The 23,744-nt window shown below is 35.8% G+C and carries 25 protein-coding genes and 1 pseudogene; 18 read left to right on the top strand and 8 right to left on the bottom strand.

The genetic code is table 11. The annotated features are described in order from the left end of the window. Nucleotides 1-242: 242 nt before the first annotated feature. The 13 genes and pseudogenes from nagE to COE49_RS17380 all read left to right on the top strand — a co-directional run bounded on the left by nagE (nucleotide 243) and on the right by COE49_RS17380 (nucleotide 15,191). A complete protein-coding gene (nagE, locus tag COE49_RS17440) occupies nucleotides 243-1,736 on the top strand; it encodes an N-acetylglucosamine-specific PTS transporter subunit IIBC (RefSeq protein ID WP_088231723.1) in 1,494 nt (497 codons plus the stop codon). Between the two features lie 264 nt (nucleotides 1,737-2,000). After that, a complete protein-coding gene (locus COE49_RS17435; protein ID WP_088231722.1) occupies nucleotides 2,001-3,245 on the top strand; it encodes a serine hydrolase domain-containing protein in 1,245 nt (414 codons plus the stop codon). Between the two features lie 86 nt (nucleotides 3,246-3,331). After that, nucleotides 3,332-4,147, top strand: coding sequence for a sugar ABC transporter ATP-binding protein (locus COE49_RS17430; protein WP_088231721.1), 816 nt, complete (start codon nucleotides 3,332-3,334; stop codon nucleotides 4,145-4,147). Nucleotides 4,148-4,313: 166 nt separating this feature from the next. Further along, nucleotides 4,314-4,715 carry a DUF2642 domain-containing protein gene (locus COE49_RS17425; protein WP_098357398.1) on the top strand — a complete coding sequence of 134 codons (402 nt, stop codon included), beginning with the start codon at nucleotides 4,314-4,316 and terminating at the stop codon, nucleotides 4,713-4,715. 16 nt (nucleotides 4,716-4,731) lie between these two features. Further along, nucleotides 4,732-4,926, top strand: a complete 195-nt coding sequence (locus tag COE49_RS17420; protein WP_088231719.1) for a hypothetical protein — start codon at nucleotides 4,732-4,734, stop codon at nucleotides 4,924-4,926. Then, nucleotides 4,907-6,487, top strand: a complete 1,581-nt coding sequence (locus COE49_RS17415; protein WP_098252944.1) for a glycosyltransferase family 2 protein — start codon at nucleotides 4,907-4,909, stop codon at nucleotides 6,485-6,487. Before COE49_RS17420 ends, COE49_RS17415 begins: the two co-directional genes overlap by 20 nt. After that, the gene (locus tag COE49_RS17410; protein WP_088231717.1) at nucleotides 6,477-7,721 is read left to right on the top strand and encodes a nucleotide sugar dehydrogenase; all 1,245 of its coding nucleotides are present in this window, start codon (nucleotides 6,477-6,479) and stop codon (nucleotides 7,719-7,721) included. The genes COE49_RS17415 and COE49_RS17410 overlap by 11 nt, the downstream gene beginning before the upstream one ends. After that, complete coding sequence (locus COE49_RS17405; RefSeq protein ID WP_088231716.1) at nucleotides 7,718-8,683, top strand: NAD-dependent epimerase/dehydratase family protein; 966 nt, start codon at nucleotides 7,718-7,720, stop codon at nucleotides 8,681-8,683. The genes COE49_RS17410 and COE49_RS17405 overlap by 4 nt, the downstream gene beginning before the upstream one ends. Further along, nucleotides 8,676-10,220 carry a glycosyltransferase family 2 protein gene (locus tag COE49_RS17400; RefSeq protein WP_140417432.1) on the top strand — a complete coding sequence of 515 codons (1,545 nt, stop codon included), beginning with the start codon at nucleotides 8,676-8,678 and terminating at the stop codon, nucleotides 10,218-10,220. The genes COE49_RS17405 and COE49_RS17400 overlap by 8 nt, the downstream gene beginning before the upstream one ends. Further along, nucleotides 10,189-10,409 (top strand): annotated as a pseudogene (locus COE49_RS28070) (hypothetical protein). The gene COE49_RS17400 and the pseudogene COE49_RS28070 overlap by 32 nt, the downstream one beginning before the upstream one ends. 153 nt (nucleotides 10,410-10,562) lie before the next feature. Then, the gene (pflB, locus tag COE49_RS17390) at nucleotides 10,563-12,812 is read left to right on the top strand and encodes a formate C-acetyltransferase (protein WP_088231713.1); all 2,250 of its coding nucleotides are present in this window, start codon (nucleotides 10,563-10,565) and stop codon (nucleotides 12,810-12,812) included. A gap of 68 nt (nucleotides 12,813-12,880) precedes the next feature. Beyond that, nucleotides 12,881-13,612, top strand: coding sequence for a pyruvate formate-lyase-activating protein (gene pflA, locus COE49_RS17385; protein WP_098252945.1), 732 nt, complete (start codon nucleotides 12,881-12,883; stop codon nucleotides 13,610-13,612). Between the two features lie 412 nt (nucleotides 13,613-14,024). Continuing rightward, on the top strand, nucleotides 14,025-15,191 hold the full coding sequence (locus COE49_RS17380) for a diglucosyl diacylglycerol synthase (protein WP_088231711.1): 1,167 nt from the start codon (nucleotides 14,025-14,027) through the stop codon (nucleotides 15,189-15,191). A gap of 365 nt (nucleotides 15,192-15,556) precedes the next feature. Here COE49_RS17380 and COE49_RS17375 read toward each other — a convergent pair whose 3' ends face one another. The 4 genes from COE49_RS17375 to COE49_RS17360 form a co-directional block, all read right to left on the bottom strand. Continuing rightward, the gene (locus COE49_RS17375) at nucleotides 15,557-15,676 is read right to left on the bottom strand and encodes a YfhE family protein (protein WP_002174739.1); all 120 of its coding nucleotides are present in this window, start codon (nucleotides 15,674-15,676) and stop codon (nucleotides 15,557-15,559) included. Nucleotides 15,677-15,786: 110 nt separating this feature from the next. After that, on the bottom strand, nucleotides 15,787-16,344 hold the full coding sequence (locus tag COE49_RS17370; RefSeq protein WP_000914736.1) for a GNAT family N-acetyltransferase: 558 nt from the start codon (nucleotides 16,342-16,344) through the stop codon (nucleotides 15,787-15,789). A 241-nt stretch (nucleotides 16,345-16,585) separates the two neighbouring features. Next, the gene (locus COE49_RS17365; protein ID WP_088231710.1) at nucleotides 16,586-17,716 is read right to left on the bottom strand and encodes an amidohydrolase; all 1,131 of its coding nucleotides are present in this window, start codon (nucleotides 17,714-17,716) and stop codon (nucleotides 16,586-16,588) included. A 111-nt stretch (nucleotides 17,717-17,827) separates the two neighbouring features. Next, nucleotides 17,828-18,733: a TIGR01777 family oxidoreductase gene (locus COE49_RS17360; RefSeq protein WP_088231709.1), complete on the bottom strand. Its 906-nt coding sequence runs from the start codon at nucleotides 18,731-18,733 to the stop codon at nucleotides 17,828-17,830. A gap of 81 nt (nucleotides 18,734-18,814) precedes the next feature. Here COE49_RS17360 and recX point away from each other — a divergent pair, with 81 nt between their 5' ends. Next, entirely contained in the window at nucleotides 18,815-19,627 is an 813-nt protein-coding gene (gene recX, locus COE49_RS17355; protein WP_088231708.1) for a recombination regulator RecX, read from the top strand. A 9-nt stretch (nucleotides 19,628-19,636) separates the two neighbouring features. Beyond that, on the top strand, nucleotides 19,637-19,954 hold the full coding sequence (locus COE49_RS17350; protein WP_088231707.1) for a YfhH family protein: 318 nt from the start codon (nucleotides 19,637-19,639) through the stop codon (nucleotides 19,952-19,954). A gap of 63 nt (nucleotides 19,955-20,017) precedes the next feature. On the opposite strand, the gene COE49_RS17345 is transcribed toward COE49_RS17350, so the two are convergent. Next, nucleotides 20,018-20,170 (bottom strand): YpzG family protein, encoded by a 153-nt coding sequence (locus COE49_RS17345; RefSeq protein WP_000122093.1) that lies wholly within the window; start codon nucleotides 20,168-20,170, stop codon nucleotides 20,018-20,020. Between the two features lie 37 nt (nucleotides 20,171-20,207). Continuing rightward, on the bottom strand, nucleotides 20,208-20,366 hold the full coding sequence (locus COE49_RS17340; RefSeq protein WP_000517891.1) for a small, acid-soluble spore protein K: 159 nt from the start codon (nucleotides 20,364-20,366) through the stop codon (nucleotides 20,208-20,210). Between the two features lie 122 nt (nucleotides 20,367-20,488). Between COE49_RS17340 and COE49_RS17335 the strand changes: the two genes are divergently transcribed. Next, nucleotides 20,489-20,755 (top strand): YfhJ family protein, encoded by a 267-nt coding sequence (locus tag COE49_RS17335; RefSeq protein ID WP_060629438.1) that lies wholly within the window; start codon nucleotides 20,489-20,491, stop codon nucleotides 20,753-20,755. 24 nt (nucleotides 20,756-20,779) lie between these two features. Here COE49_RS17335 and COE49_RS17330 read toward each other — a convergent pair whose 3' ends face one another. Further along, nucleotides 20,780-21,760: a metal-dependent hydrolase gene (locus COE49_RS17330; protein WP_088231706.1), complete on the bottom strand. Its 981-nt coding sequence runs from the start codon at nucleotides 21,758-21,760 to the stop codon at nucleotides 20,780-20,782. A 149-nt stretch (nucleotides 21,761-21,909) separates the two neighbouring features. On the opposite strand from COE49_RS17330, the gene mutY reads away from it, so the two are divergent. Then, nucleotides 21,910-23,007 carry an A/G-specific adenine glycosylase gene (mutY, locus tag COE49_RS17325; protein WP_098945976.1) on the top strand — a complete coding sequence of 366 codons (1,098 nt, stop codon included), beginning with the start codon at nucleotides 21,910-21,912 and terminating at the stop codon, nucleotides 23,005-23,007. 34 nt (nucleotides 23,008-23,041) lie between these two features. Here the strand turns inward: mutY and COE49_RS17320 are convergent, their stop codons facing one another. After that, a complete protein-coding gene (locus tag COE49_RS17320; protein ID WP_140417422.1) occupies nucleotides 23,042-23,266 on the bottom strand; it encodes a hypothetical protein in 225 nt (74 codons plus the stop codon). Between the two features lie 125 nt (nucleotides 23,267-23,391). Here COE49_RS17320 and COE49_RS17315 point away from each other — a divergent pair, with 125 nt between their 5' ends. Beyond that, nucleotides 23,392-23,673, top strand: a complete 282-nt coding sequence (locus tag COE49_RS17315) for a gamma-type small acid-soluble spore protein (RefSeq protein ID WP_088231703.1) — start codon at nucleotides 23,392-23,394, stop codon at nucleotides 23,671-23,673. Nucleotides 23,674-23,744: the final 71 nt, after the last annotated feature.

Genomic DNA, 23,744 nt, shown 5'->3' with positions numbered 1-23,744 from the left:
GGAATGATAAAACGAAAGTTACGTGTCCTATAGTGGATTTTTTGTTGCGAAAATTCCGCATTAAAAAGGAGAATTTTCCTTTTATATAACAGTTTGGAAATAGAAAAGTTATCCATAAAAAACTCAAAATAAAAACTACACATCTATACAACTATATGTTATTATGGTTATGTGATAGAAAGCGTTTTCTAAGGCGTACTTATAATGATAACGATTTCATAAACTTGATAGGGGGAATTGAAATGTTGCAGTTTCTACAACGTATTGGTAAAGCATTAATGCTTCCAATCGCCGTACTACCAGCAGCAGGATTATTGCTTCGTTTAGGACAAGATGATGTGTTTAACATTCCTGTTATGGCACAGGCCGGTGCAGCAATTTTTGATAATTTAGCACTTATTTTTGCAATTGGTGTTGCAATCGGTTTGTCTGTTGACGGTAGTGGAGCAGCTGGACTTGCTGGGGCAATCGGTTATCTTGTTTTACAAAATACAACGAATGCTCTAAGTAAGACGTACTCAGCAGCAGAGCTAAATGATAAATTAAAAAGTGTTCAAGATTTAGTCGGTTCAGTAGATCCAACTAAATTAGCGGATACAATGACAAAGGTTTCAAAAGCAGCGGCGTTAACGCCGAAAATTAATATGGCCATACTCGGTGGGATTATCGCTGGGGTTGTTGCTGGTTTATTATACAACAAATTCCATAAGATTAAATTACCAGAATGGTTAGGATTCTTTGCAGGAAAACGTTTCGTACCAATCATTACTTCAATTGTAATGCTTCTTTTAGGATTAGTATTCGGTCAAATTTGGCCAACAATTCAAAGTGGTATTGATGCAGTAGCACACGGTATCGTGAACTTAGGTTCAGTTGGTGCGGGGTTATTCGGATTATTAAACCGTTTATTAATTCCAATTGGTTTACACCACGTAATGAACACATACTTCTGGTTCGTACTTGGTGACTTTACAAACGCAGCTGGCGATATCGTTCATGGTGATATTGCACGCTTCTTTGCAAAAGATCCATCAGCGGGTATGTTTATGACTGGTTTCTTCCCAATCATGATGTTCGGTTTACCAGCAGCGTGTTTCGCAATGATTGCGGCTGCTAAACCAGAAAAACGTAAAATGGTTACAGGTATGTTAGGTGGTCTAGCATTAACTTCATTCTTAACTGGTATTACAGAACCAATTGAATTCTCATTCATGTTCTTATCACCAGTATTATATGGAATTCATGCTGTATTAACAGGTCTGTCTCTATTTATTACAACAACACTTGGCATTCACGATGGTTTCTCATTTAGTGCTGGGGCAATCGATTACTTCTTAAACTTCGGTATTGCAACAAAACCATTGTTACTAGCGGGAATCGGTTTCATATACGCAGCAATTTACTTTGTAGTATTCTACTTCTTAATTAAGAAGTTCGATCTAAAAACTCCTGGTCGTGAAGATGAAGAGGAAGTAGTTGAAGGCGAAGAAGCTCCAGTTGCAGGTTCAATTGGTGAAACTTACGTAGCAGCTTTAGGTGGAAAAGAAAACTTAACAGTTATTGATAACTGTGCAACACGTCTACGCTTACAAGTGAAAGATGCTGATCAAGTAAACGAAGCAGCATTAAAACGTGCGGGTGCAAAAGGTGTTATGAAATTAAGTAATACAAGTGTACAAGTTATCGTAGGTACAAATGTTGAATCTGTTGCCGATGATATGAAAAAACACGTATAAATAGTGAGATAAGAGGATATCCCAAAAGATTGATAACATCAGTTTTTTAGAGGGTATCCTCTTTTTTTATGTTAAAAATTTAATAGGAATCTTACTTTTGTAAATTTTCTTTTTCTTTTTTGTGAATATAGGTTGGTAATATGTGTAGTGCGTGATAAAGTAGGGATGACATAGAATGGAATGTCAAAAATCTATGAAAAAGATCCGGAATGAATCTTGTGTAATGGAATTAAATTATCGGTAAATAAGGGGAAAAAAGCAATTATGGATCAGGAAAAAAATAATACGAATGGGAAAGCACGTCGGCCGATTGTATACATAAAAAGAACAATCATTCTCGTCTTACTATTTTCACTTGTATATTTCATGTATACAAAAATTGTTGCGCATAATAAGAAAGAAGAAGCTTTAAAAGTTGCAGCAAAAATGAAAAAACAAGAAGAGCTAAAAAAGAAAGAAGAAGAAAAAAAGAAGCAAGAAGCACAAAAACAAAAAGAGCAGGAAGAACAAGTGAAGCAAGTGCAAGCTTTGGAAAAGCCTGCTGAGGGACCTCCTCAAGAAATTAATGAAAACGCTCAATTGGATCAATATTTACAAAATGCAGGATTTAGCGGGACAGCAGTTATTGTGAAGAACGGAAAAGTTCTTTTGAATAAAGGATACGGGATGGCGAACAAAGAGAAGCAAGTACCGAATAATTCGGAAACAACTTTCTATATTGGTTCTATTTCGAAGGCATTTGTAGCGACTGCTATTATGCAGCTGAAAGATCAAAATAAATTAAACGTAGAGGATACGGTTGCGAAGTATATTCCAGATTTCCCTCAAGGTAATGGTATTCAGTTAAAACATTTACTAACACATACATCAGGAATTCCAGAGTATGAACAGGGAACAGAGGATATTTCTCATGAAGAATTGATAAAGCGAATAGGAAAGCAAAAGCGTATTGGGAGTCCAGGAGAAAAATGGAAGTATTCTGATTCGAACTATTCGATACTTGCCTATATCGCTGAGAAGGTAAGTGGACAACCGTTAGAAGAATATATTAAACAACATATTTTTGCTACTGCTGGTATGAAACATTCTGGTTTCGGCAAAGCGTTAGAGCAAACAAGGTTCCCATCAACGGGTTATAAAATCGTAAATAACAATATGACAACACCAAATATTCCAAGTATGTCACAACTATATGGTTGTGGTGATATATATACGAGTGCACATGATTTATATTTATTTAATGAAGCACTATTCTCTGGAAAATTAATTTCGAAAGAGAGTTATGATCAAATGTTTACAGCCGTCAAAAAAGATTACGGATTTGGCTGGTATGTAGACCCGGGAAGTTATTCGAATCACGGTGTAATGCCAGGATGGAATTGCTTAAATGGATTTAGTAAAAACGGAAGTGTATATGTTGTTTTGTTATCTAACATTCAAAATAACATTAAATCATTTGGTAAAGTGAATAACGACATTTATACGATGTTGCGAAATATTGAAGTGTAGAAGGCTGTCCTTTCGGATAGTCTTTTTTGTATTGAGGAAGTGTATGTACAATGCGATAATGAAATAAATGGAAAAGGGGGAGGGATATGGGGATACATAAGCATCACGCACGTAATGCGAAACGAATTTTTTTTGTATCTATTATTGTATGGGTTATCGTTGCAATTGGATTAGTGATGGAATATAAAAAAGGGACGTTATTCACTTCGGAGAAAGAAAGCCTGAAATTAATAAGTGTTGTACTTCCAGCATTTGGATTGTTACTATATAGCTTTATAGAAAAGCAAAGATCAAAAAAGCTTAAACAGGACAATTATAATATAGAGACTTTTGAATTATTTGAGCAACAAAAATTTGTTGTTCGCAAAGAGATAGGGGTATTTCAAGTAATAACATACTTTGGTTTAGATGGAAATGCAGTAGGATTTTTAAAAGAAGAGTATGATTCTGTTATTCAAAGTGTGTGGCAAGCTGTACTTTCTTTTCTTTTTAAGGGATTACATAAGCAACAATTTTATTTATATAATCACTCGGGAGAAAGATTGTTACGTGTCCAAAAGAAGATGGGAGTACGCAACTTCTATATTTTTTCTAGTGTAGATGGAAAGAAAATTGGAGAGTTGAAACAAGTACTAAGTTTAACAAAATGGGAATGGATCTTTTTAGGGGTGGAAGGTAAAGAAATTGGTAAAGTGACTGGGGACTTTTCAGCAACAATGCAGAAAATAGACTGGCGAGATGGAACGCAGATTGATGTGAAAGAAGATGGAATTCCGTTAGAAGCAGCTAAATATTTTTCGGCGAGTGGTGGATCTCTTGTTACAGCTTCTATAAGTGAACAGACAGAATTACCACGAGCGGTTTATTACAGTGCAGCTGCCATTGTTACAATTAAAAATTAAAATGTATATAAAGATAGATGGGATACCATCTATCTTTTTTATGTTCTGAGACAAATATTTCTTTTAGAAAATGTATGCCTTACCTATCACAAAAAAAGCCTGCTTTGTATACATTAAGATGTATGAATGTGAATTTTATATTTTAAAATAATAGGAGGAGAAGTGTATGTGTCTGTTCAGAAAATATTGGCATAAATTATCTCGATTGTTTAATAGACAATTAAATTATTTTTTAGATGATAAGTTAATGCCTGCTGTGGAACGGCTTTTATTTTCGCAAAACTTTGCGAGGTTTATTCAAAGAAATTCTAAGCAAGCCACGGAAGAATTTATAGAATCAAGTCAATTTCAAGCTATTATTTGTAACATTTTAAAAGAATGCAGTGCATCACCATTTAAAGAAATTGCACAGCAGTATTTAAATAAAAACGTAGAAATTACTGTGACAGTTGGACAGTTAACGGGTGTGATTGTAGCAGTTGGTGACGATTTTTTAACACTGCAAGAAGGAATAAGAACAAAAGTTTTATTACCATTTACAAGTATTATATCAATTAAAGAAGTGTAAGAAAGGAGACTTATATATGTTATTTACTGATGAGTTGCGTGACCATGTTGGTGAGTTAGTGCAAGTTGTGACAGCTGTAGAAATCGTTGCAGGCATTCTTTTATCTGTGACGGATGGGGCAGTAAGTGTTCGTACTTCTCCTTCTTATGGACCACCGGAAGATGTAATTGTGCGTACTCCTATTATCGCTTATGTTCGCTTGGAAGGGTAAGAGGGATACAAATATGAGAGTATCAGTTGTTATCCCAGCGCATAATGAAGCAAGTACTTTATATCAAGTCCTAGTAGAAGTGAGGAAGCTTGAGCCTTATGAAATTATCGTAGTCGATAACGGATCAACAGATGAAACGAAAGAAATAGCGTTACAACATCATTGCCGTGTGATTCATTATAAACACTCTCTTGGTAATGATGTTGGACGTGCGATTGGAGCTAGAGAAGCAAAAGGAGAAATTGTATTATTTTTAGATGGTGACATCGTCATTGATAGTAAAGAGCTACAACGTTTCGTGAAAGGAATTCAGCAAGGCCACCAAATTATTGTGAATAATTTAACATGGTCGGTTTATTTAAAGATGAGACCACATTATACGACAGTGGGAAAATGTATGTTGAATCGTTATTTGAATAAAAAAGAGCTTGTTGTAGGATCTTTGATCGCAATTCCACATGCGATGAGTAGGGAAGTTATTCAGAAACTTGGATGGTGGAATTTAGCAGATCCAGCATTATTTCAAGCGATGGCGATGTCTAGAGGAGTAGATATTGTCGATATGGCTTCGGTCGATGTAATTCACACAAATAAAGTTCGTCCTGTTCATACTGGTACATCACCTGGTTCTCCTTATCCGAAAGCGACTAGTCGTATTATGGGGGATCATTTACGTGCTCTGCAATACGTAATCGAAACATACGGTGAACGCGGTGGTTTTTCGGAGGGAAACAGGGATAGAGAGTTTATAGGGAAGTATAAACCAGTTGTATTACAAAAGGGAAAAGCGAAATATAGTGCGATTATACCAGTATCAGAAGAGAAAATGACGATAAGATCTGTTATACAAGAAGTGAAAAAAGCAGGAGTAGATGAAATTATAGTTGTTGCGAATGGAGCGGATAGTGAGACAATTAAACAAGCGAAGTTAGAGAATATTATCGTTCTTGAATTTACGAAGGCGCTTGGACATAATGTAGCACGAGCGATAGGTGCCATGCACGCTACGGCAGATATTTGTTTATTCGTTGATGGTGATTTTGCTATTCCGGCAAAAAAAATAGTTCCATTTTTGCGTGCTATTGAAGATGGAAGTGATGTGGCATTAAATGATTTGCAATGTTTATTAGATATATTTCATCCCGCAGACCCAATTAGTATGGGAAAATATTTTGTGAATTTGGTAGCGAAACGACCAGATTTATGGAATAACTCACTAACAGCGGTGCCGCACGCTGTGCATAAGAAGGTAATAGAGAAAATTGGATATGACTCTCTCGTTATCCCACCATTAGCTCAAATGAAAGCTATTTTGGAGGGATTCTCTATTACAGCAGTAGAATTTGTAGATGTTATAAAAACAAATCGAGTACGCCCAGAGCAACATGGATTTGTAAATGGACGTATTCCAGCATTTGACCGTATTTTCGGTGATCAACTTGAGGCGATTGCTTATCTATTACAATATACAGACGAACGCGGGAGTTTTACAGATGGAGAGCGGGATAGAGATAGTATTCAACAATTGAGAAAGGAAGAAAAGAATATAAATGAATGTTAGTAGTAAAGTAGCTATTATTGGATTAGGATATGTTGGCCTACCTTTAGCGGTCCATTTTGCAGAAAAAGGATATACAGTGCTTGGACTAGATAAAGATATTAGAAAAGTAGAATCGATTATAAAAGGAGAAAGTTATATTCCAGATGTTTCTTCTAAAGAGTTACAAAGTTTATTAGCGAAAAAAAGCTTACTAGTAAATACACCAGATAAAGGTGTTACTGAATTCCAAACTAGTGATTATGTTATTATCACTGTTCCAACTCCAATTAATGAACATAGAGAACCGGATTTAAGCGCCCTCATTTCAGCTTCACATTATATACAACAAAACCTTCAAAAAGGACAAACCTTCATTTTCGAAAGCTCCACATACCCAGGTACACTTGAAGAAGTTATCATTCCTATTATTTCTAAAGCAGGCCAAAAAGTAGGAGAAGATTTCTATATCGGATATTCCCCAGAGAGAATTGATCCAGCCAATAGTCAATATTCAGTTCAGACGATTCCAAAAGTTATTAGTGGGCAAACAGAAAAGTGTAAGCAAAAAGTACAGGATTTGTATAGCACTATATTTGATGTAGTTGTTCCGGTTAGCTCTCCAAAGGTGGCGGAAATGTGTAAGCTATTTGAAAATATTCAACGCTTAGTCAACATTTCTTTAGTAAATGAGTTAAATACACTATGTGAAAGTTTAGAAATTGATTTTTATGAGGCACTTGAGGCTGCCTCTACAAAACCGTTTGGATTTACCTCATATTGGCCAGGACCAGGGATAGGAGGGCATTGCATTCCAGTAGACCCTTTATATTTTCAATGGAGAATAAAAAAGAATGGGGAAATTAGTCAATTAATTGAGGCTGCACATGTAATTAATGAAGAAATGCCAGAGAAAATAGCCCGGAAAGTAAAAGGCATGGTGCAATCACCTGCAACAGTTTTAATTGTAGGCATTGCGTATAAGAAAGATGTAAATGATTTGAGAGAATCACCGGCGTTGCCAATTATTCAATTATTAATAAAAGAAGGATACGAGATAAAATACCATGATCCATATATTTCTTCTGCGGAAATTGCAGATAAGGTGTATCAATCCGTTTCTTTGGATGAACAAACCGTTAAAGAGGCGGATTGTATTTTAATTTTAACGGACCACTCTAATATCGATTGGAAGCTTTTTAAAGGAATGAAGCGAGTAATAGATACACGTGGGATTGTAAAGAAGGTGAGTGTATGAATAAGAAATGTTTAATTACAGGTGGAGCCGGATTTATTGGATCTCATTTAGCGGAAGAGTTGGTGAAAAGAGGTTATGAAGTCACGATTGTGGATAACTTCTATAAAGGGAAAAATAAGTATCATAATGAGCTAATAAAAGAGATTCCAGTTATTCCAATCAGTATTTTAGATAAAAACTCTATTTATGAATTAGTAAATCAACATGATGTAGTGTTTCACTTAGCGGCAATTTTAGGTGTGAAAACAACAATGGAAAAGAGTATAGAGCTCATTGAAACAAATTTTGATGGAACGAGAAATATTTTACAAGCAGCGCTAAAAGGAAAGAAGAAAGTAGTCTTTGCGTCTACTTCAGAAGTATATGGTAAGGGCAAGCCACCTTTCTCTGAAGAAGGAGATCGATTATATGGGGCAACTTCTAAAATACGTTGGAGTTATGCAGTTTGTAAAACGTTAGAAGAAACATTATGTTTAGGATACGCATTAGAAGGCTTACCTGTAACAATCATTCGTTATTTTAATATTTATGGTCCAAGAGCGAAAGATGGTCCATACGCAGGGGTAATCCCGCGATTTATCTATGCGGCTTTGCAAGGTGAAGATATTCTTGTATATGGGGATGGGAAACAGACACGTTGCTTTACGTATGTAAGTGATGCGGTAGAGGCAACGATTCGGGCAATGGATGAGAAGGTAAATGGTGAGATTATTAATATAGGTTCTGAGAATGAAAAGAGTATAAAAGAAGTAGCAAAAGTAATTAAAAAACTAACGAAATCTTCCTCGGACATTGTACAAGTTCCTTTTGAAGAAGTATATCCACATGGCTTTGAAGAAATTCCAAATAGAAGACCAGATGTAACGAAGTTAAGAGAACTTGTTCAATTTCAAGCGACAGTAACGTGGGAACAAGGATTGAAAGAAACTATTAAATGGTTTCGTGAAGAAAACAATGGGTAAGTCGCTATCGGTTATTATACCTGTATGTAATGAAGGGGAAACAATTTCGGACGTTATTCAATCGGTAAAACCATTAAATCCAGTAGAAATTATTGTAGTAGTAAATGGTTGTGATGATAGTACAGAAGAGGTTGCTAATCGTTTAGGGTGTAAAGTAATCAAGTATACAGAGTTACTTGGAAACGACGTTGGACGTGCAGTCGGTGCAAAACACGCGATAGGTGATGTATTACTATTTATAGATGGAGATTTTGTTATTCCAACTTCAAAATTACAATTATTTCTTAACCCCATTTTATATGATCAGGCCGACATCGTTTTAAATAATTTGGACGCATTGTTTTTAAAGAAACAAAAACCACATTCCATTACAGTATGGCGGCAAATATTAAATGCGCTGTTAGAGCGTGAAGAATTAAAAATTGATTCTGTACTATCTGTACCTCATGCACTGACGAAAGAAGTCGTTCAAAGTATTGGATATGAATGCTTAGCTAATCCTATTGTGGCTCATTTGCGCATAGCACAAAGTACATGGAGAATTAGTCGCCATTGTGCAATTGATGTTATTACGCCGAATAAATTTCGGCCGACTGAGCATGCTGCGTATGGCACCAGTCTTTCTCAATCTGAGAAACGAATGATAGGTGATCATATAGAAGCTGTAGCAGAGCGGATAGCGGGCAGTGATGAGCGCGGAGGATATTATGATGGGAATAGGAAAAGGGATAGCGTCTATCACACTTTAGATTTTGAAGATTTTTATCAAGGATGGGGCGTTGCATCTAAGTTGTATAAAGGGAAACAATTATCTGTAATTATTCCTGTACAAGATGAAGAGAAAACAATTGGAAACGTTATAGAAGAGCTGCGAAAAATAGAACCTTTTGAAATCATCGTTGTTGTAAATGGTTCGTCAGATAAAACGGCAACCATTGCAAAAGACAAGGGAGCAACGACAATTGTATATAAAGAAGCACTTGGAAACGATGTGGGGCGCTCACTTGGAACGTATTTTGCTAAAGGAGAAATTGTGTTATTTATAGACGGTGATTTTATTATTCCAGCGAGTGAGCTATATCCTTTTGCGAAAGCTATTGCAGATGGAACAGATGTCGCATTAAATGACCTAAATCATTATTTAGATTTAAGAGTACCTCTTCATCTTGTAACTGCATTTAAATATGCATTAAATTTAGCTTGCGATAGAAAAGATTTAGGCGTAGGCTCGCTTATTGCAGTGCCTAATGCGTTTAGCCGGACTTGTTTGAAAGCAATTGGGTATAGGTCTTTACTGGCACCGTGCGCGGCGCAGGTGAAAGCTATTCTTTCAGGATTCGAGATTGCATGTGTAAGTCGTGTTGAGGTCGATAAGATGAACCGCATTCGCCTTAGTGAACATTTTGCAAAAATAGGTCATCCTCCAGCTGTAATCCGAATTATTGGAGACCATATAGAAGGGTTAGAACAATTAATTGTATCAACAGATAGTCGTGGTGGATTCTATGATGGAAATAGAAAAAGAGATGTTTTATAGGATAACAAAAAAAGTGTACAACATATGTACACTTTTTTGCTCTGTTACAAAAATTATAACAGATTAGGAGATAAGGGTATTACAGCTCTACAATGGGTATTGTTCTTATATTACAAAATAGGACTCGTATATAAGGGTACCAAAAAAATACAATTAAGGAAAGGGTTAATTCTAAAGGCTTCTAAATGAAGTTAACACTATGTATATAGTAGTTTGCTCAACGTTTCACAAACATGTCACAACTATTTCGTTCACTTTCGCAAAAAAGTAGTATTCTAAGTGTGTAAGCTGTTATATAAAAAATCTTAGTCCTGTACTAATCAAAAAATGGAGGAGATTAGGATGACTCAAGTATTAGAAAATGTTAAAAACGCATGGGAAAACTTTAAAGGTGAAAAATGGAAAGCAGAGATTGATGTTCGCGATTTCATTTTAAATAATGTAAACGTTTATGAAGGAGAGGAATCTTTCTTAGCGGGAGCAACTGAAGCAACGAAACAACTTTGGGATCAAGTAATGGATTTAACAACAAAAGAGCGTGAAAACGGTGGCGTTCTTGATATGGATACAAAAATTGTTTCTTCTATTACATCACATGATCCAGGATATTTAAATAAAGATATTGAAAAAGTAGTCGGTTTCCAAACTGACAAGCCATTTAAACGTTCTTTACAACCATATGGTGGTATTCGTATGGCGGAACAAGCTTGTGAAGCGTATGGATATGAAATGGATAAAGAACTTAGCAGTATTTTCAGAGACTGGCGTAAAACTCATAATCAAGGTGTATTCGATGCATACACACCAGAAATGAAAGCTGCTCGTAAATCAGGTGTTATTACTGGCCTTCCAGATGCATATGGACGTGGACGTATTATTGGTGACTATCGCCGCGTAGCGTTATATGGTATAGATCATTTAATTGAAGCGAAAAAAGCTGATTTTAATTTAACAGGCGGTGTAATGAGCGAAGAGACAATGCGTTTACGCGAAGAGTTATCTGAGCAAATGCGTGCACTTCAAGAGTTAAAACAGATGGCTGCTTCTCATGGATTCGATATTTCTAAGCCAGCTACAAATGCACAAGAGGCGTTCCAGTGGTTATACTTTGCGTATCTTGCAGCGATTAAAGAGCAAAACGGGGCAGCAATGAGCCTTGGACGTACTTCTACATTCTTAGATATTTACATTGAAAGAGATTTAGCAAATGGTACTTTAACAGAAGAAGCAGCGCAAGAAATTGTTGACCATTTCATTATGAAATTACGTCTTGTGAAATTCGCAAGAACACCTGATTATAATGAACTATTCTCTGGTGACCCAACTTGGGTAACTGAATCTATCGGTGGTATTGCTTTAGACGGTCGTCCGTTAGTAACAAAGAACTCATTCCGTTTCTTGCATACATTAGATAATTTAGGACCAGCTCCAGAACCAAACTTAACGGTTCTTTGGTCTAAACAATTACCACAGAACTTTAAAAACTACTGTGCGAAAATGTCTATTAAAACATCAGCGATTCAATACGAAAATGATGACATTATGCGTCCTGATTACGGCGATGACTACGGTATTGCATGTTGTGTATCTGCAATGAGAATTGGTAAACAAATGCAGTTCTTCGGCGCACGTGCAAACTTAGCGAAAGCATTACTATATGCGATTAACGGCGGTAAAGATGAAAAATCTAAAGCGCAAGTTGGCCCTGAGTACGCATCAATTACTTCTGAAGTATTAGATTATGAAGAAGTTATGCATAAGTTTGATATGACAATGGAATGGTTAGCGGGTCTATATTTAAACACATTAAATGTTATCCACTACATGCATGATAAATATAGCTACGAGCGTATTGAAATGGCGCTTCATGATACAAATGTTCTTCGTACAATGGCAACAGGTATCGCGGGTCTATCTGTAGTAGCAGACTCTTTAAGTGCGATTAAATATGCAAAAGTAAAACCAATTCGTGATGAAAATGGTATCGCAGTTGACTTCGAGATCGAAGGAGATTTCCCTAAATACGGTAACAATGATGACCGTGTAGATGAAATTGCTGTAAACCTTGTGAAAACATTTATGAACAAGCTTCGTAAACATAAAACATACAGAAATTCTGTTCATACAATGTCAATCTTAACAATCACATCTAACGTTGTATACGGTAAGAAAACTGGTAACACTCCAGATGGTCGCCGTACTGGAGAACCATTTGCACCAGGTGCAAACCCAATGCATGGTCGTGATACAAAAGGTGCATTAGCTTCATTATTATCTGTAGCTAAATTACCATATGAAGATGCACAAGATGGTATTTCTAATACATTCTCTATTATTCCAAAAGCACTTGGTAAAGAAGATGATGTACAAGTACGTAACTTAGTATCTATGCTTGATGGATACGCAATAAAAGAAGGACACCATTTAAATATTAACGTATTTAATCGTGAAACATTAATGGATGCGATGGAGCACCCTGAAAAATATCCACAATTAACAATTCGTGTATCTGGTTACGCTGTTAACTTTATTAAATTAACTCGTGAACAACAAATTGATGTAATTAACCGTACAATGCATGAAAGCATGTAAGTGAAAAAAGCGTCCCTCTGCTTTTGGTAAATAGCAGAGGGGGCTGTTTCAATAAAGGAGGAAGTAACATGGTAAAAGGAAGAATACATTCTGTAGAGTCTTGTGGTACTGTTGATGGCCCAGGGATTCGTTATGTCATATTTACACAAGGGTGTTTATTACGTTGTCAATATTGTCATAATGCTGATACATGGGAAATCGGTAAAGGTAAAGAAATAACAGTTGAAGAAGTGATGCAGGATGTGACATGTTACCTTCCATTTATTGAAGCTTCTGGAGGCGGTATAACAGTTAGCGGTGGAGAGCCACTATTACAGCTAGATTTCTTAATTGAGTTGTTTAAAAAGTGCAAAGAAGCTGGTATCCATACAACAATCGATTCTTCTGGTGGTTGTTATTCTGAGGAACCAGAATTCCAAAATAAGCTAGATATTTTAATGGGTTATACAGATTTAGTTTTATTGGATTTGAAACATATCGATTCCAAAAAGCATCGTAAATTAACAGGAAAACCAAATGAACATATTTTACAATTTGCTCGTTATTTATCGGATAAAAACAAACCGATTTGGGTACGACACGTATTAGTTCCTGGTATTACTGATAACGAAGAGGATCTACAAAAATTATCTAGCTTTATTCAAAGTCTGTCTAATGTTCAGAAAGTTGAAGTGCTACCATATCATAAGCTTGGTGTATACAAATGGGAGGCGCTTGGACATAAATATCCACTTGCAAATGTAGAACCACCTACTGAAAAAAATGTAGAAGAAGCGAAACGTATTTTACAAGCAGTCTAATCCAAATATTGGATTAGGCTTTTTGCTTTCTTTACAATAAAACCTAGAGTATATATATTGAAAAGAGTATACTGAAAATAGAATATCCATATTTTTGTAAGGAATAAGTGGAGAAATTTACATAATTGTAAAGGGAAATCAAAATAGTAAAAAGAATTAAGAAGTAAAAGAGTGAGTATCATGGAATAGAGAACACTTGTAAGTTATTGCGAAAGCTCTTATAGGAAAGTATAATGTAAAGATATGAGCACAGATAGGATTAAGGGGTCAATCTTATATGCTTTGCATATCCACGACAGGTACATAGCTGAAAGTGAAATATTAGAATCTGTTTATGTAGTTTTTAAGGAAAATGTTTTTCCTATTGTCGTATATGCAATATGGAGAAACAATAAGCTAGGAGTGGATTTGTTTGATAAAAAACCCCAAGGTTTTAATATTAACTGCACATTACGGTAACGGTCATGTGCAAGTAGCGAAAACATTAGAACAAACATTTCGCCAAAAAGGAATCGAAGATGTAATTGTATGCGATTTGTTTGGAGAATCACATCCAGTTATAACCGATATTACAAAATACTTATATTTAAAAAGTTATACAATAGGAAAAGAATTATATCGCTTGTTTTATTACGGTGTAGAAAAAATTTATGATAAGAAAATAGCATCTTGGTATGCGAATTTTGGAAGAAAACGTTTGAAATTACTTTTACAAGCAGAGAAACCGGATATCGTAATTAATACCTTTCCAATCATAGCTGTACCAGAATTGAAAAAGCAAACAGGTATTTCAATTCCTGTCTATAACGTATTAACGGATTTTTGTGTGCACAAAATATGGATTCACCGGGAAGTAGATCGTTATTTTGTAGCAACTGATCATGTGAAAAAAGTTATGATTGATATTGGTGTGCCTGCAGAGCAAATTGTTGAGACTGGCATTCCGATCCGTAGTAGTTTTGAGTTAAAGATAAATCCAGACATTATATATAATAAATATCAGTTATGTAAAAATAAAAAGATTTTACTAATTGTAGCAGGTGCTCATGGGGTATTAGGGAGTGTTAAAGAACTATGCCAGTCATTTATGTCAGTACCTAATTTACAAGTAGTTGTCGTTTGTGGGAAAAATGAAGCTTTAAAACAAGATTTATTAGAGCTACAGGCAAAAAATTCTGATGCATTAAAAGTATTTGGTTATGTTGAAAACATTGATGAGTTATTCCGTGTTACTTCTTGTATGATTACGAAGCCAGGCGGTATTACGTTAAGCGAAGCAGCAGCGTTGCAAGTACCTGTCATTTTATTTAAGCCTGTTCCAGGACAAGAAAATGAAAATGCAATGTACTTTGAAAGAAAAGGAGCTGCCGTTGTCATTCGTGATGATAGCGAAGTTTTTGCAAAAACAGAGGCTTTAATACAAGACGATATGAAGCTTCTCAAAATGAAAGAAGCAATGAAAAGTATTTATCGTCCGGAGCCAGCCAGCCATATTGTAGATGCAATTTTGGCAGAAAATCATGCAGAACCGAATCATATACCTATTAAATCACCTGCTCTTGCAGAGTCGTTTACTTAATATGAAACCCTCTTTTATATGTTTAAAGAGGGTTTTTTTGTTTTTAGATGGAATAGTAACTTATCCACAATGGGGATTGCGCTTTTATTTAACAGTAAAGTCGGAATATTAACAACTATATCCACATTGTCCACAGTTTTCAGAAAAATATCCACAATTATAACGTTCGATATCCATTACAATACATGAACTTGTGGAGGATTTACAGAATTTATTAACAATTCTATAAAGTATGTGGATAACTTTATCCACATAAAAAGGTTCCTTATAAATAAGGAACCTTTTTGTCTATCCTATTAATTAGACAAAATATGTAATGAGAATGAAGAATTAGGGGGGAAAACTTCTAATTCTTCATTCTCACTTTAAATACCTTTCGAACGATACCCAGCTGCACGATCTGCTTTTCGAAATTCTCGTTGGTAGAGAACTTCTTGTGTACTAGATAATGTGTTTTTTGCTTTATCACGTTTCTTTTTATCCATTACAAATCACCTCGTGTCTTAAAGTCACTATCTATCGTTTCCAAAGACATGGGGAGATATACGTATATGATAAAATGTTAATGGTTGATTATTATTTCAAAAAATTTAGATTATGCTTCTTTTAAATGGTGAGCATCTTGGAATGTTGTATCTCGCATTGTAGCAAGTGTATATTGATCTTTTGGAATTTCGTATAAGTTATATACTTCTTCATTCGCGTTAATTTCATCGTAAACGGCTTTTCGTGTTTCGTTTGCTAGATTTACATATTGTAGTTTTTCTGCAGCTTTAATAGAACGAATATTTATTTTACGAATACGCATAAAGATTGTTTCAATATCTAACTCATAGAAAAGTTCGCTGAAAAATGAATCTTTTGCCAATTTATTATAGCCTTTTCCATGATAAGGTTTGCCAAGCCATGTTCCGAGGAATCCGGCTTTTTCTTGCACATCAAATAAAGTAATTGTTCCGATGGGGTTACCCCATTCATCTAAAATTGTGCGTGAAATTAATTCCCCGCGTTCTTCAGCTTCGATTGTTTGTTTCGTTAAAAATAAATATTCCTCATAAGAATAAGCCTTTTGACGCACAAAAGGGAAGACAGCTGGATCCACCATTAACTCGTATAGAACGTGGCTGTCGTGTAAGTCGCGTTTTTTCAACATACTAACTCCTCCTCACACGAGGGTAGCATGACGAAAAAACACCCCACCCTCGAAATTTTTATATCAATCTTTAAAAAATTTCGGGGTGGGAATCGAACCCACTAGAACCAGTTTCTAACGCTGGTGGCGCACCATTTGCCTTCCCCATTCATCAATTTGAAAATGATAATCACGACACAAATTGATTATGGTTTCATTCAGTTTATAATCGTATAATACTTTATCTAGTCAAAAAAATAAACTAGTTTTTTTTATTTTTTTTGTAAATTATTTTTCCATCAATCATAGTTAGTACAGGCTTGGCTAAATAATGGAAAGGATGGTGAGTCCATAGCACGAGATCAGCGTCTTTTCCAACTTCAATGCTTCCAATTCTATCCTCTAAACGCAAATTTCGCGCTGGGAATATAGTGATGCCCTCCAATGCAGTTTTTTCGTCTAACCCTTCCCTTACTGCGACAGCGGCACAAACATTTAAGTATTGAATGGGTGTATAAGGGTGATCTGTTGTTATAGAAACTTCCACTCCATTTTTTGATAATATGTGGTAAGTATCCCATGTTTTGTTTTTTAATTCGATTTTAGAACGGCGTGTAAGAGTGGGGCCAACCGAAACTTTCAAGTTGTGTTTCGAAAGCTCTTCAACAATAAAGTGTCCTTCTGTACAATGTTCAAGACGTAAATCAAGATTGAATTCTGTTGCAAAGCGTAGAGCAGAACTAATATCATCTGCCCGGTGAGCGTGGATACGTACGGGTATTTCGCGGCGTAATGCTTTTAAAATAGGGAGCATCCGAAAATCCGCTTCATGCCCGTAGTGTTGTGCTTCATAAAATGATTCCCGAAGTAGCCCCATAATCCCCATGCGTGTTATGGATTCTTTTGTTCCATTACTATGGACCTTTTTAGGGTTTTCTCCAAAGGCAATCTTTAAACCAGCAGGTTCTTGAATAATCATATGATCAATACAAGTTCCAGCTGTTTTTATTACACAAGTAGTGCCCCCAATAATATTTTGACTTCCCGGCATAACGTGAACAGTTGTAATTCCATTTCGTACAGCGTCTTGAAAGGCAATATCAAAAGGGTGGATTCCGTCTAAAGAACGGATATGTGGTGTTGAAACTTCAGATGTTTCATTTGCATCATTTCCAGCCCAACCAGTGCCTTCATCATAGAGACCAAGGTGAGTGTGGACATCAATAAATCCAGGTAAGAGATGAAGAGCTCGCGCATCTATAATGGTCATATCTTGAGTAGGCTGAATAAAAGGTTTTACCTCGGTAATTCGTTCTCCTGTAACGAGTACATCCCCTTGGAATTTTTGGGATGTAATGGGGTATACAATGGCCTGTTTGAGCAATATTTTCATAGGTACCTCGTTTCTGTTACTTTGAAATACTAATGGAATTTAAGACAAAGCAACTGAAAGGTTATTCGTATAGCGATGCTCCGGATCCTATAAATTTGTATTTTGGAAGTACTACATTGTATGCGAAAGTATATTTTGTAATGCATGGTTTACTGTTGGAAATGTGTATTGATACCCGTGTTCAATCGCTTTACTAGGTAATACGTGTTGCCCTTCTAGTACAAGTATACTCATTTCACCAAATAAAGCTTGAAGCATAAATGAAGGGACAGGTAGCCAATGAGGTTTTCCTATTACAGTGGCAATGGTTTCACCGAACTCCTTCATTCTTATAGGTAGGGGAGCTGTAATATTAAAAGGCCCGTCAATTTCCTCTTTGTGTATGATGAAATCAATCATACGAACGACGTCGTCTATATGAATCCATGATAACCATTGGTTTCCAGATCCAACGGTACCTCCGATATAAAATTGATAGGGAATTAGCATTTTTGGGAGAGCTCCTCCGTCTGCACCTAATACGACTCCAAGTCTTGTGTAGATTGTGCGGATTCCAAGAGAACGAGCTTTAGATGCTTCTTGCTCCCACAAATATACTGTATTCGCTAAAAAGTCATTTCCAGGAGTCTCATGCTGTTCTGTAAAAGTTTCGGTTTCAGACGTTCCATAGTATCCAATAGCGCTTGCGTTAATGAATGTGTGTGGTTTTGTAGTGAGTGTTTGCAATTGTTTAATGAGCCCTTTTGTTGTTTGGATTCTACTGTTTAAAATGGCTTCCTTTTGTTTCTTTGTCCATCTACTATTAATAGACTCTCCAGTTAGATTAATAACTACATCGATAGAGGAGAGTGGGAAAGTGTGTAACTCCGGCGTCCATTGAACATAGTGAAGGTTAGGCGATGAAGTTTCAGTAGTTTTTTTTCGCGTGAGAATGTAAACAGTATGTCCTTTTTGAATAAAAAAAGTAGAAAGGTATTTACCGATAAAGCCTGTGCCACCAGCAATTGCGATTTTCACAATTATTTCCTCCTCATTATATATATTCTTGAAAAGCAAAAACGTTCCTTGACTATGTTAAAATAATAGAGAGGTGAGAGTATGGCTGTCATTACAAAAATAGAAGTGCAAAAACGATTGAAAGAACGGTTTAATATTTATATTGATAAAGGTCAAGGTGAAGAGTACGGATTCAGTGTAAATGAAGTAATCTTAATAAAACATGGATTACAAAAGGGCTTAGAAATTGATGAAATAGAGTTAGGGAATATTTTGTACAATGAAGAGGTACAAAAAGCTTATTTACAAGCAATCTCCTATTTATCCTATCAAATGAGAACAAAACAAGAAATAGAAGATTTTTTACGAAAAAAAGAAGTGGGACAGGCCATCATCTCTGAAGTCGTTTCAAAATTATTACATGATCGATATATTAATGATAAAGAGTACGCCATTTTATATACGCGAACGCAAAGTAATGTGAACAGAAAAGGTCCAACTGTTATTAAAAGAGAGTTGTTAAATAAAGGTGTTCAGGATCTAATTATTACGCACAGTTTACAAGAGTATCCAAAAGAGAAGCAAATTGATAATGCTTTATCTCTTATAGAAAAGAAGAAAAAATCTTATCAAAAGCATTCATTTTTACAAATGAAGCTAAAGTTAGATGAAATGCTGGTTCGTAAAGGATATTCTAGAGATGTAATTCAAATTTGTTTGGAAGAATTGAAAGACGAAAAAGATGACGAACAGCAACAAGAAGCGTTACACTATCATGGGAATAAATATTATGAGAAATATAAGAAGTATGATGGATGGACATTTGAAAATAAGATGAAACAAGCGTTATATCGAAAAGGATTCTCTATTGATGAGATAGAGATATTTTTGCAATTGAAACGTGAAGAGGGATGAGGGAATAAGATGAATATGCCAAAACGCTACAGTGAAATGACACAACATGAGCTAAGGGAAGAAATTGGGGTTTTGAAGGAGCAAGCAATAAAGGCCGAGCAACTTGGAATTGTGAATGAATTCGATGTATTAATGAGAAAGATGGCAATGGCTCGTGCTTACATGACTGATATAAACAAATTCCATATTGGTGAGACATATGAATTAGTAGAAGAACCTGGTATATTATTTGAAATTACGTATTTCAATGGGGTATTTGCTTGGGGACATAAGCAAAATGATAATGAAGAGATTGGAATACCAATTTCTTTATTGCAAGAAAAATAAAAACCAGAGAGCGAATATCTCTCTGGTTTTCATCTTGGTAGGCGTTAAAGGAGATAGGAGAATCTAAAATTGGCGTTTTTTACATTCGTTTGCCAATATAATGAGAGACTGGGTCTGTTGCGTCTGTCCGTTAACTTGCGCTTTTGCATGTTTCGGACGAGTCCACGTATGGTTAAATAATTCAGAACGACTATCTAAACGATCACGGTAGCTCATCTTTATCACCTCGTGTAGGAAGTTAATTTAATTTGTACTACTCTTCCTGCTGATTTGCAGCACGCATACGTTCTTGTGGGTGCGTGTTAATTGTGCCGTTAGGTCGTTTCGAAGCGAAGCGTGATTTCGCTTTCGGTTGACCATCGATTTTGCTGTTGTTTTTTGACTCAGACCAAAATTCGGCTTGTTTACCCATTGCGAACGCCCTCCTCATCATCAGTTGATACCTCTTTAAGAAGTATCACTTATAGAATGTGCAAAACAGAAGAAACTATCCTTTAGAAATGAAGGGATAAATAGGTAAAAGGAGATTAGAACATGAATGATATTTATGAAGCATTAACGAAAGAACTATTAGATAAAAATGATAAGCTTTCTTACGCACAAGCTCGTGCATGGGTGGAATTACTGTGGGAAGATTTTCAAACAACTTATGCGAAATCAGGTCGTTACCAAGGTGATGAAATGACGGAACAAGTGGTACGAACATGGATTAATAATCATGGAGCGCGTCTTCATGAAATGCGTACAAATAATCCGAAGTATAGCCATTTAATTAATCAAGAAGATCATTTGAAGCATTAAAAAAAGCGACTTAAGTCGCTTTTTTTAATGTGGAAGTAAATCCAGCTTCTTTCGAAGTTTTTCTTCACTAAAAATCCATCCTGTATAGGAACTAATAATATTCAAATTGTGATCGAGTTGAACGATTGCGACGAATGGATAATAATCTTTACTTCGATATCGCAAATCAATGAATCGCACTTCGTAATAATGATCGTAATCGAAAATATCCCAGCGATATACAGGGGAGAAAGATAAAAACGCTGATATGTTTTCATCTTGTTTAGCGGCGCGCATAATAGCATTATCTGGGAACGGTACTCGATCGAACTTATCGTATATCATGATATTACCACGATGCCATCTAGCAACGTAGTAAGAATCGTTTGTAACGATTGCTAAATGATAATGATAAAAACGGTAAGAAGGAGAAATGATTATCTTCTCGACGTGATTGAAACGTTTGTATACGACGCTACGTATATTTCTGTGCATCATAATTCGTCCAATGTAGTAAACAATCATCAATATATATGCTGCTAAGGCAGTATACCCTTTATGGGAACCTACGAGCATGCAAGCAATCGCTAGCATATGGATAAAGAAAATGACAGTATCAAACGTATTGATTATGCCGAGCGCTACCCATTTTTTTGTAAATGGCCGTAATGCTTGTGTACCATAAGCATTGAAAATATCTACAAAGACATGAAGAAAGACGGCGATAAATGACCAAAGTAGTAGATGAAGATAGGGAGCGTCTGAAAAGAAGGCGAAAGAGATGCCACTTATAAGGAATGACCAAAGAATTACTGCTGGAATGGAATGAGTAATCCCACGATGATTTCTTATATATTTAGCGTTATTACGTAATTTTAAAACTGTATCGATGTCGGGAATATTGGAACCTGCAATTGTAGCAAGCATAACTGCTTGTGGTCCAATATCACTTTGTGCTATGGCTGGATCTAATGTTGCCAAACTGCCTAGAGTAACGCCCATAACAAGGTGAGTGGCTGTGTCCATAGAAATCCACCTCCGTTTTTTATTAATGTAACTCTTTTTATTCGATACCTCAAGTCCTTTGCCTTCTATTTCCTATGTCGTCTTACTTAAATTTTTTCCTAAAATCTTTATAATAGTACTTATATGCAAAAAAATGAGGGGGATCAAGTTTGACACTTGAAATATTAAATAAGTTTAACATAGAGCAGTTCCAAAATGATTTAATTGGTTGGTTTGAAGAAGAGCAACGCGATTTACCGTGGCGAAAAAATAAAGATCCATACCGCGTTTGGGTTTCGGAAATTATGTTACAACAAACAAGAGTAGAAGCTGTAAAACCATATTACGCAAATTTTATGGGGAAGTTTCCTACGCTGGAAGCTTTAGCAAATGCTGATGATGAAGAAGTATTAAAAGCATGGGAAGGTTTAGGATATTATTCTAGAGCACGGAATTTACATGCGGCCGTAAAAGAGGTAAAAGAAGTATACGGCGGGATAGTACCGAGCGATGTAAAGAAAATTGAAAAGCTAAAAGGAGTAGGACCATATACAAAAGGTGCTATTTTAAGTATTGCATATGGTATACCAGAGCCCGCGGTTGACGGGAATGTTATGCGTGTGTTATCTCGTATTTTATCTGTATGGGATGACATTGCAAAGCAAAAGACTAGAAAAGTGTTTGAAGAGATTGTACGTGAAATTATTTCGGTAGAAAACCCTTCTTATTTTAATCAAGGATTAATGGAGCTAGGCGCATTGATTTGTATCCCAAAAAATCCATCTTGTTTACTTTGTCCTGTACGTGAGCATTGTAGGGGATATGCTGAAGGTGTTCAAAAAGAATTGCCAGTAAAAAGTAAAGCGAAAGCTCCTACAATGGTACCGCTCGTTGCAGGAGTACTTCAAACTGAAGATGGTCGTTACGTAATTAATAAGCGTCCGGGTACCGGATTATTAGCTAATATGTGGGAATTTCCGAATATTGAACTTGGTGAAGGAATTCGAAATCAGAAGGAACAGCTTATAGATTATATGAAAGAAAAATTTGAGCTCTCAATTTCTATTGAGGAGTACGCAATGAATGTACAACATACGTTTACACATCGTACTTGGGATATATTCGTATTTTACGGAAAAGTAACTGGTGATATTGTTGAAACAGATACATTGAAATTTGTATCGAAAGAAGCGTTTGAACAGTTACCTTTCTCAAAATCGCATCGTACAATTTATGAAAATTGCGTTGAGAAAATTACAATGCAATAAATAAAAAAGTGTTCCCTAGATTGGGAACACTTTTTTAATCGTAAGAAATTTTTGTCCCATGAGTCCAACTAGCCTCATCTTCTTGTAAGCCGCCTCTTGTTTCAATTTCTATTACAATTTCTTTGTAAATACTTTGACCCTCAGCATTTAAATAAGGCAGAATCTGTTGTAATGAATGATGAAAATAAGCTAATTCATCTTCTTTCCATTCACTTTTTGAAACCATCGTTAGTTCAGTCATATCGCGTCCTATATACATATTTCCACCTCCATTTTCTATAGTTTGAATGAGTGATGAGAGATATATGCAGAATTTTTTTAAAAGAAAATTACGGATAGCTTCTAAGTGAATTGGTTACATTATTGATTGTGGAGGTGAGAAAGATGAGTAAAAAACAACAAGGTTATAATAAAGCAACTTCTGGTGCAAGCATTCAAAGTACAAATGCTAGCTATGGTACAGAATTTGCAACTGAAACAAATGTACAAGCAGTAAAACAAGCAAACGCACAATCAGCTGCAAAGAAAGCACAAGCTTCTGGTGCTCAAGCTGCGAATGCTAGTTATGGTACTGAGTTTGCAACTGAAACAGATGTGCATGCTGTGCAAAAACAAAATGCGAAAGCAGCTGCAAAAAAATCACAATCTTCTAGTTCAAATCAGTAACGAAAGAAAAACACTTCTCTAATTCGAGAGAAGTGTTTTCTTTGTGAGTGGGTCATTGTAATGAAAAGAAC

Source organism: Bacillus sp. AFS029637 (assembly GCF_002584985.1).
Taxonomy (GTDB): Bacteria; Bacillota; Bacilli; order Bacillales; family Bacillaceae_G; genus Bacillus_A.
Note: the sequence above shows the minus strand (reverse complement) of the source record. Positions and strands in the feature narration are given on the sequence as shown.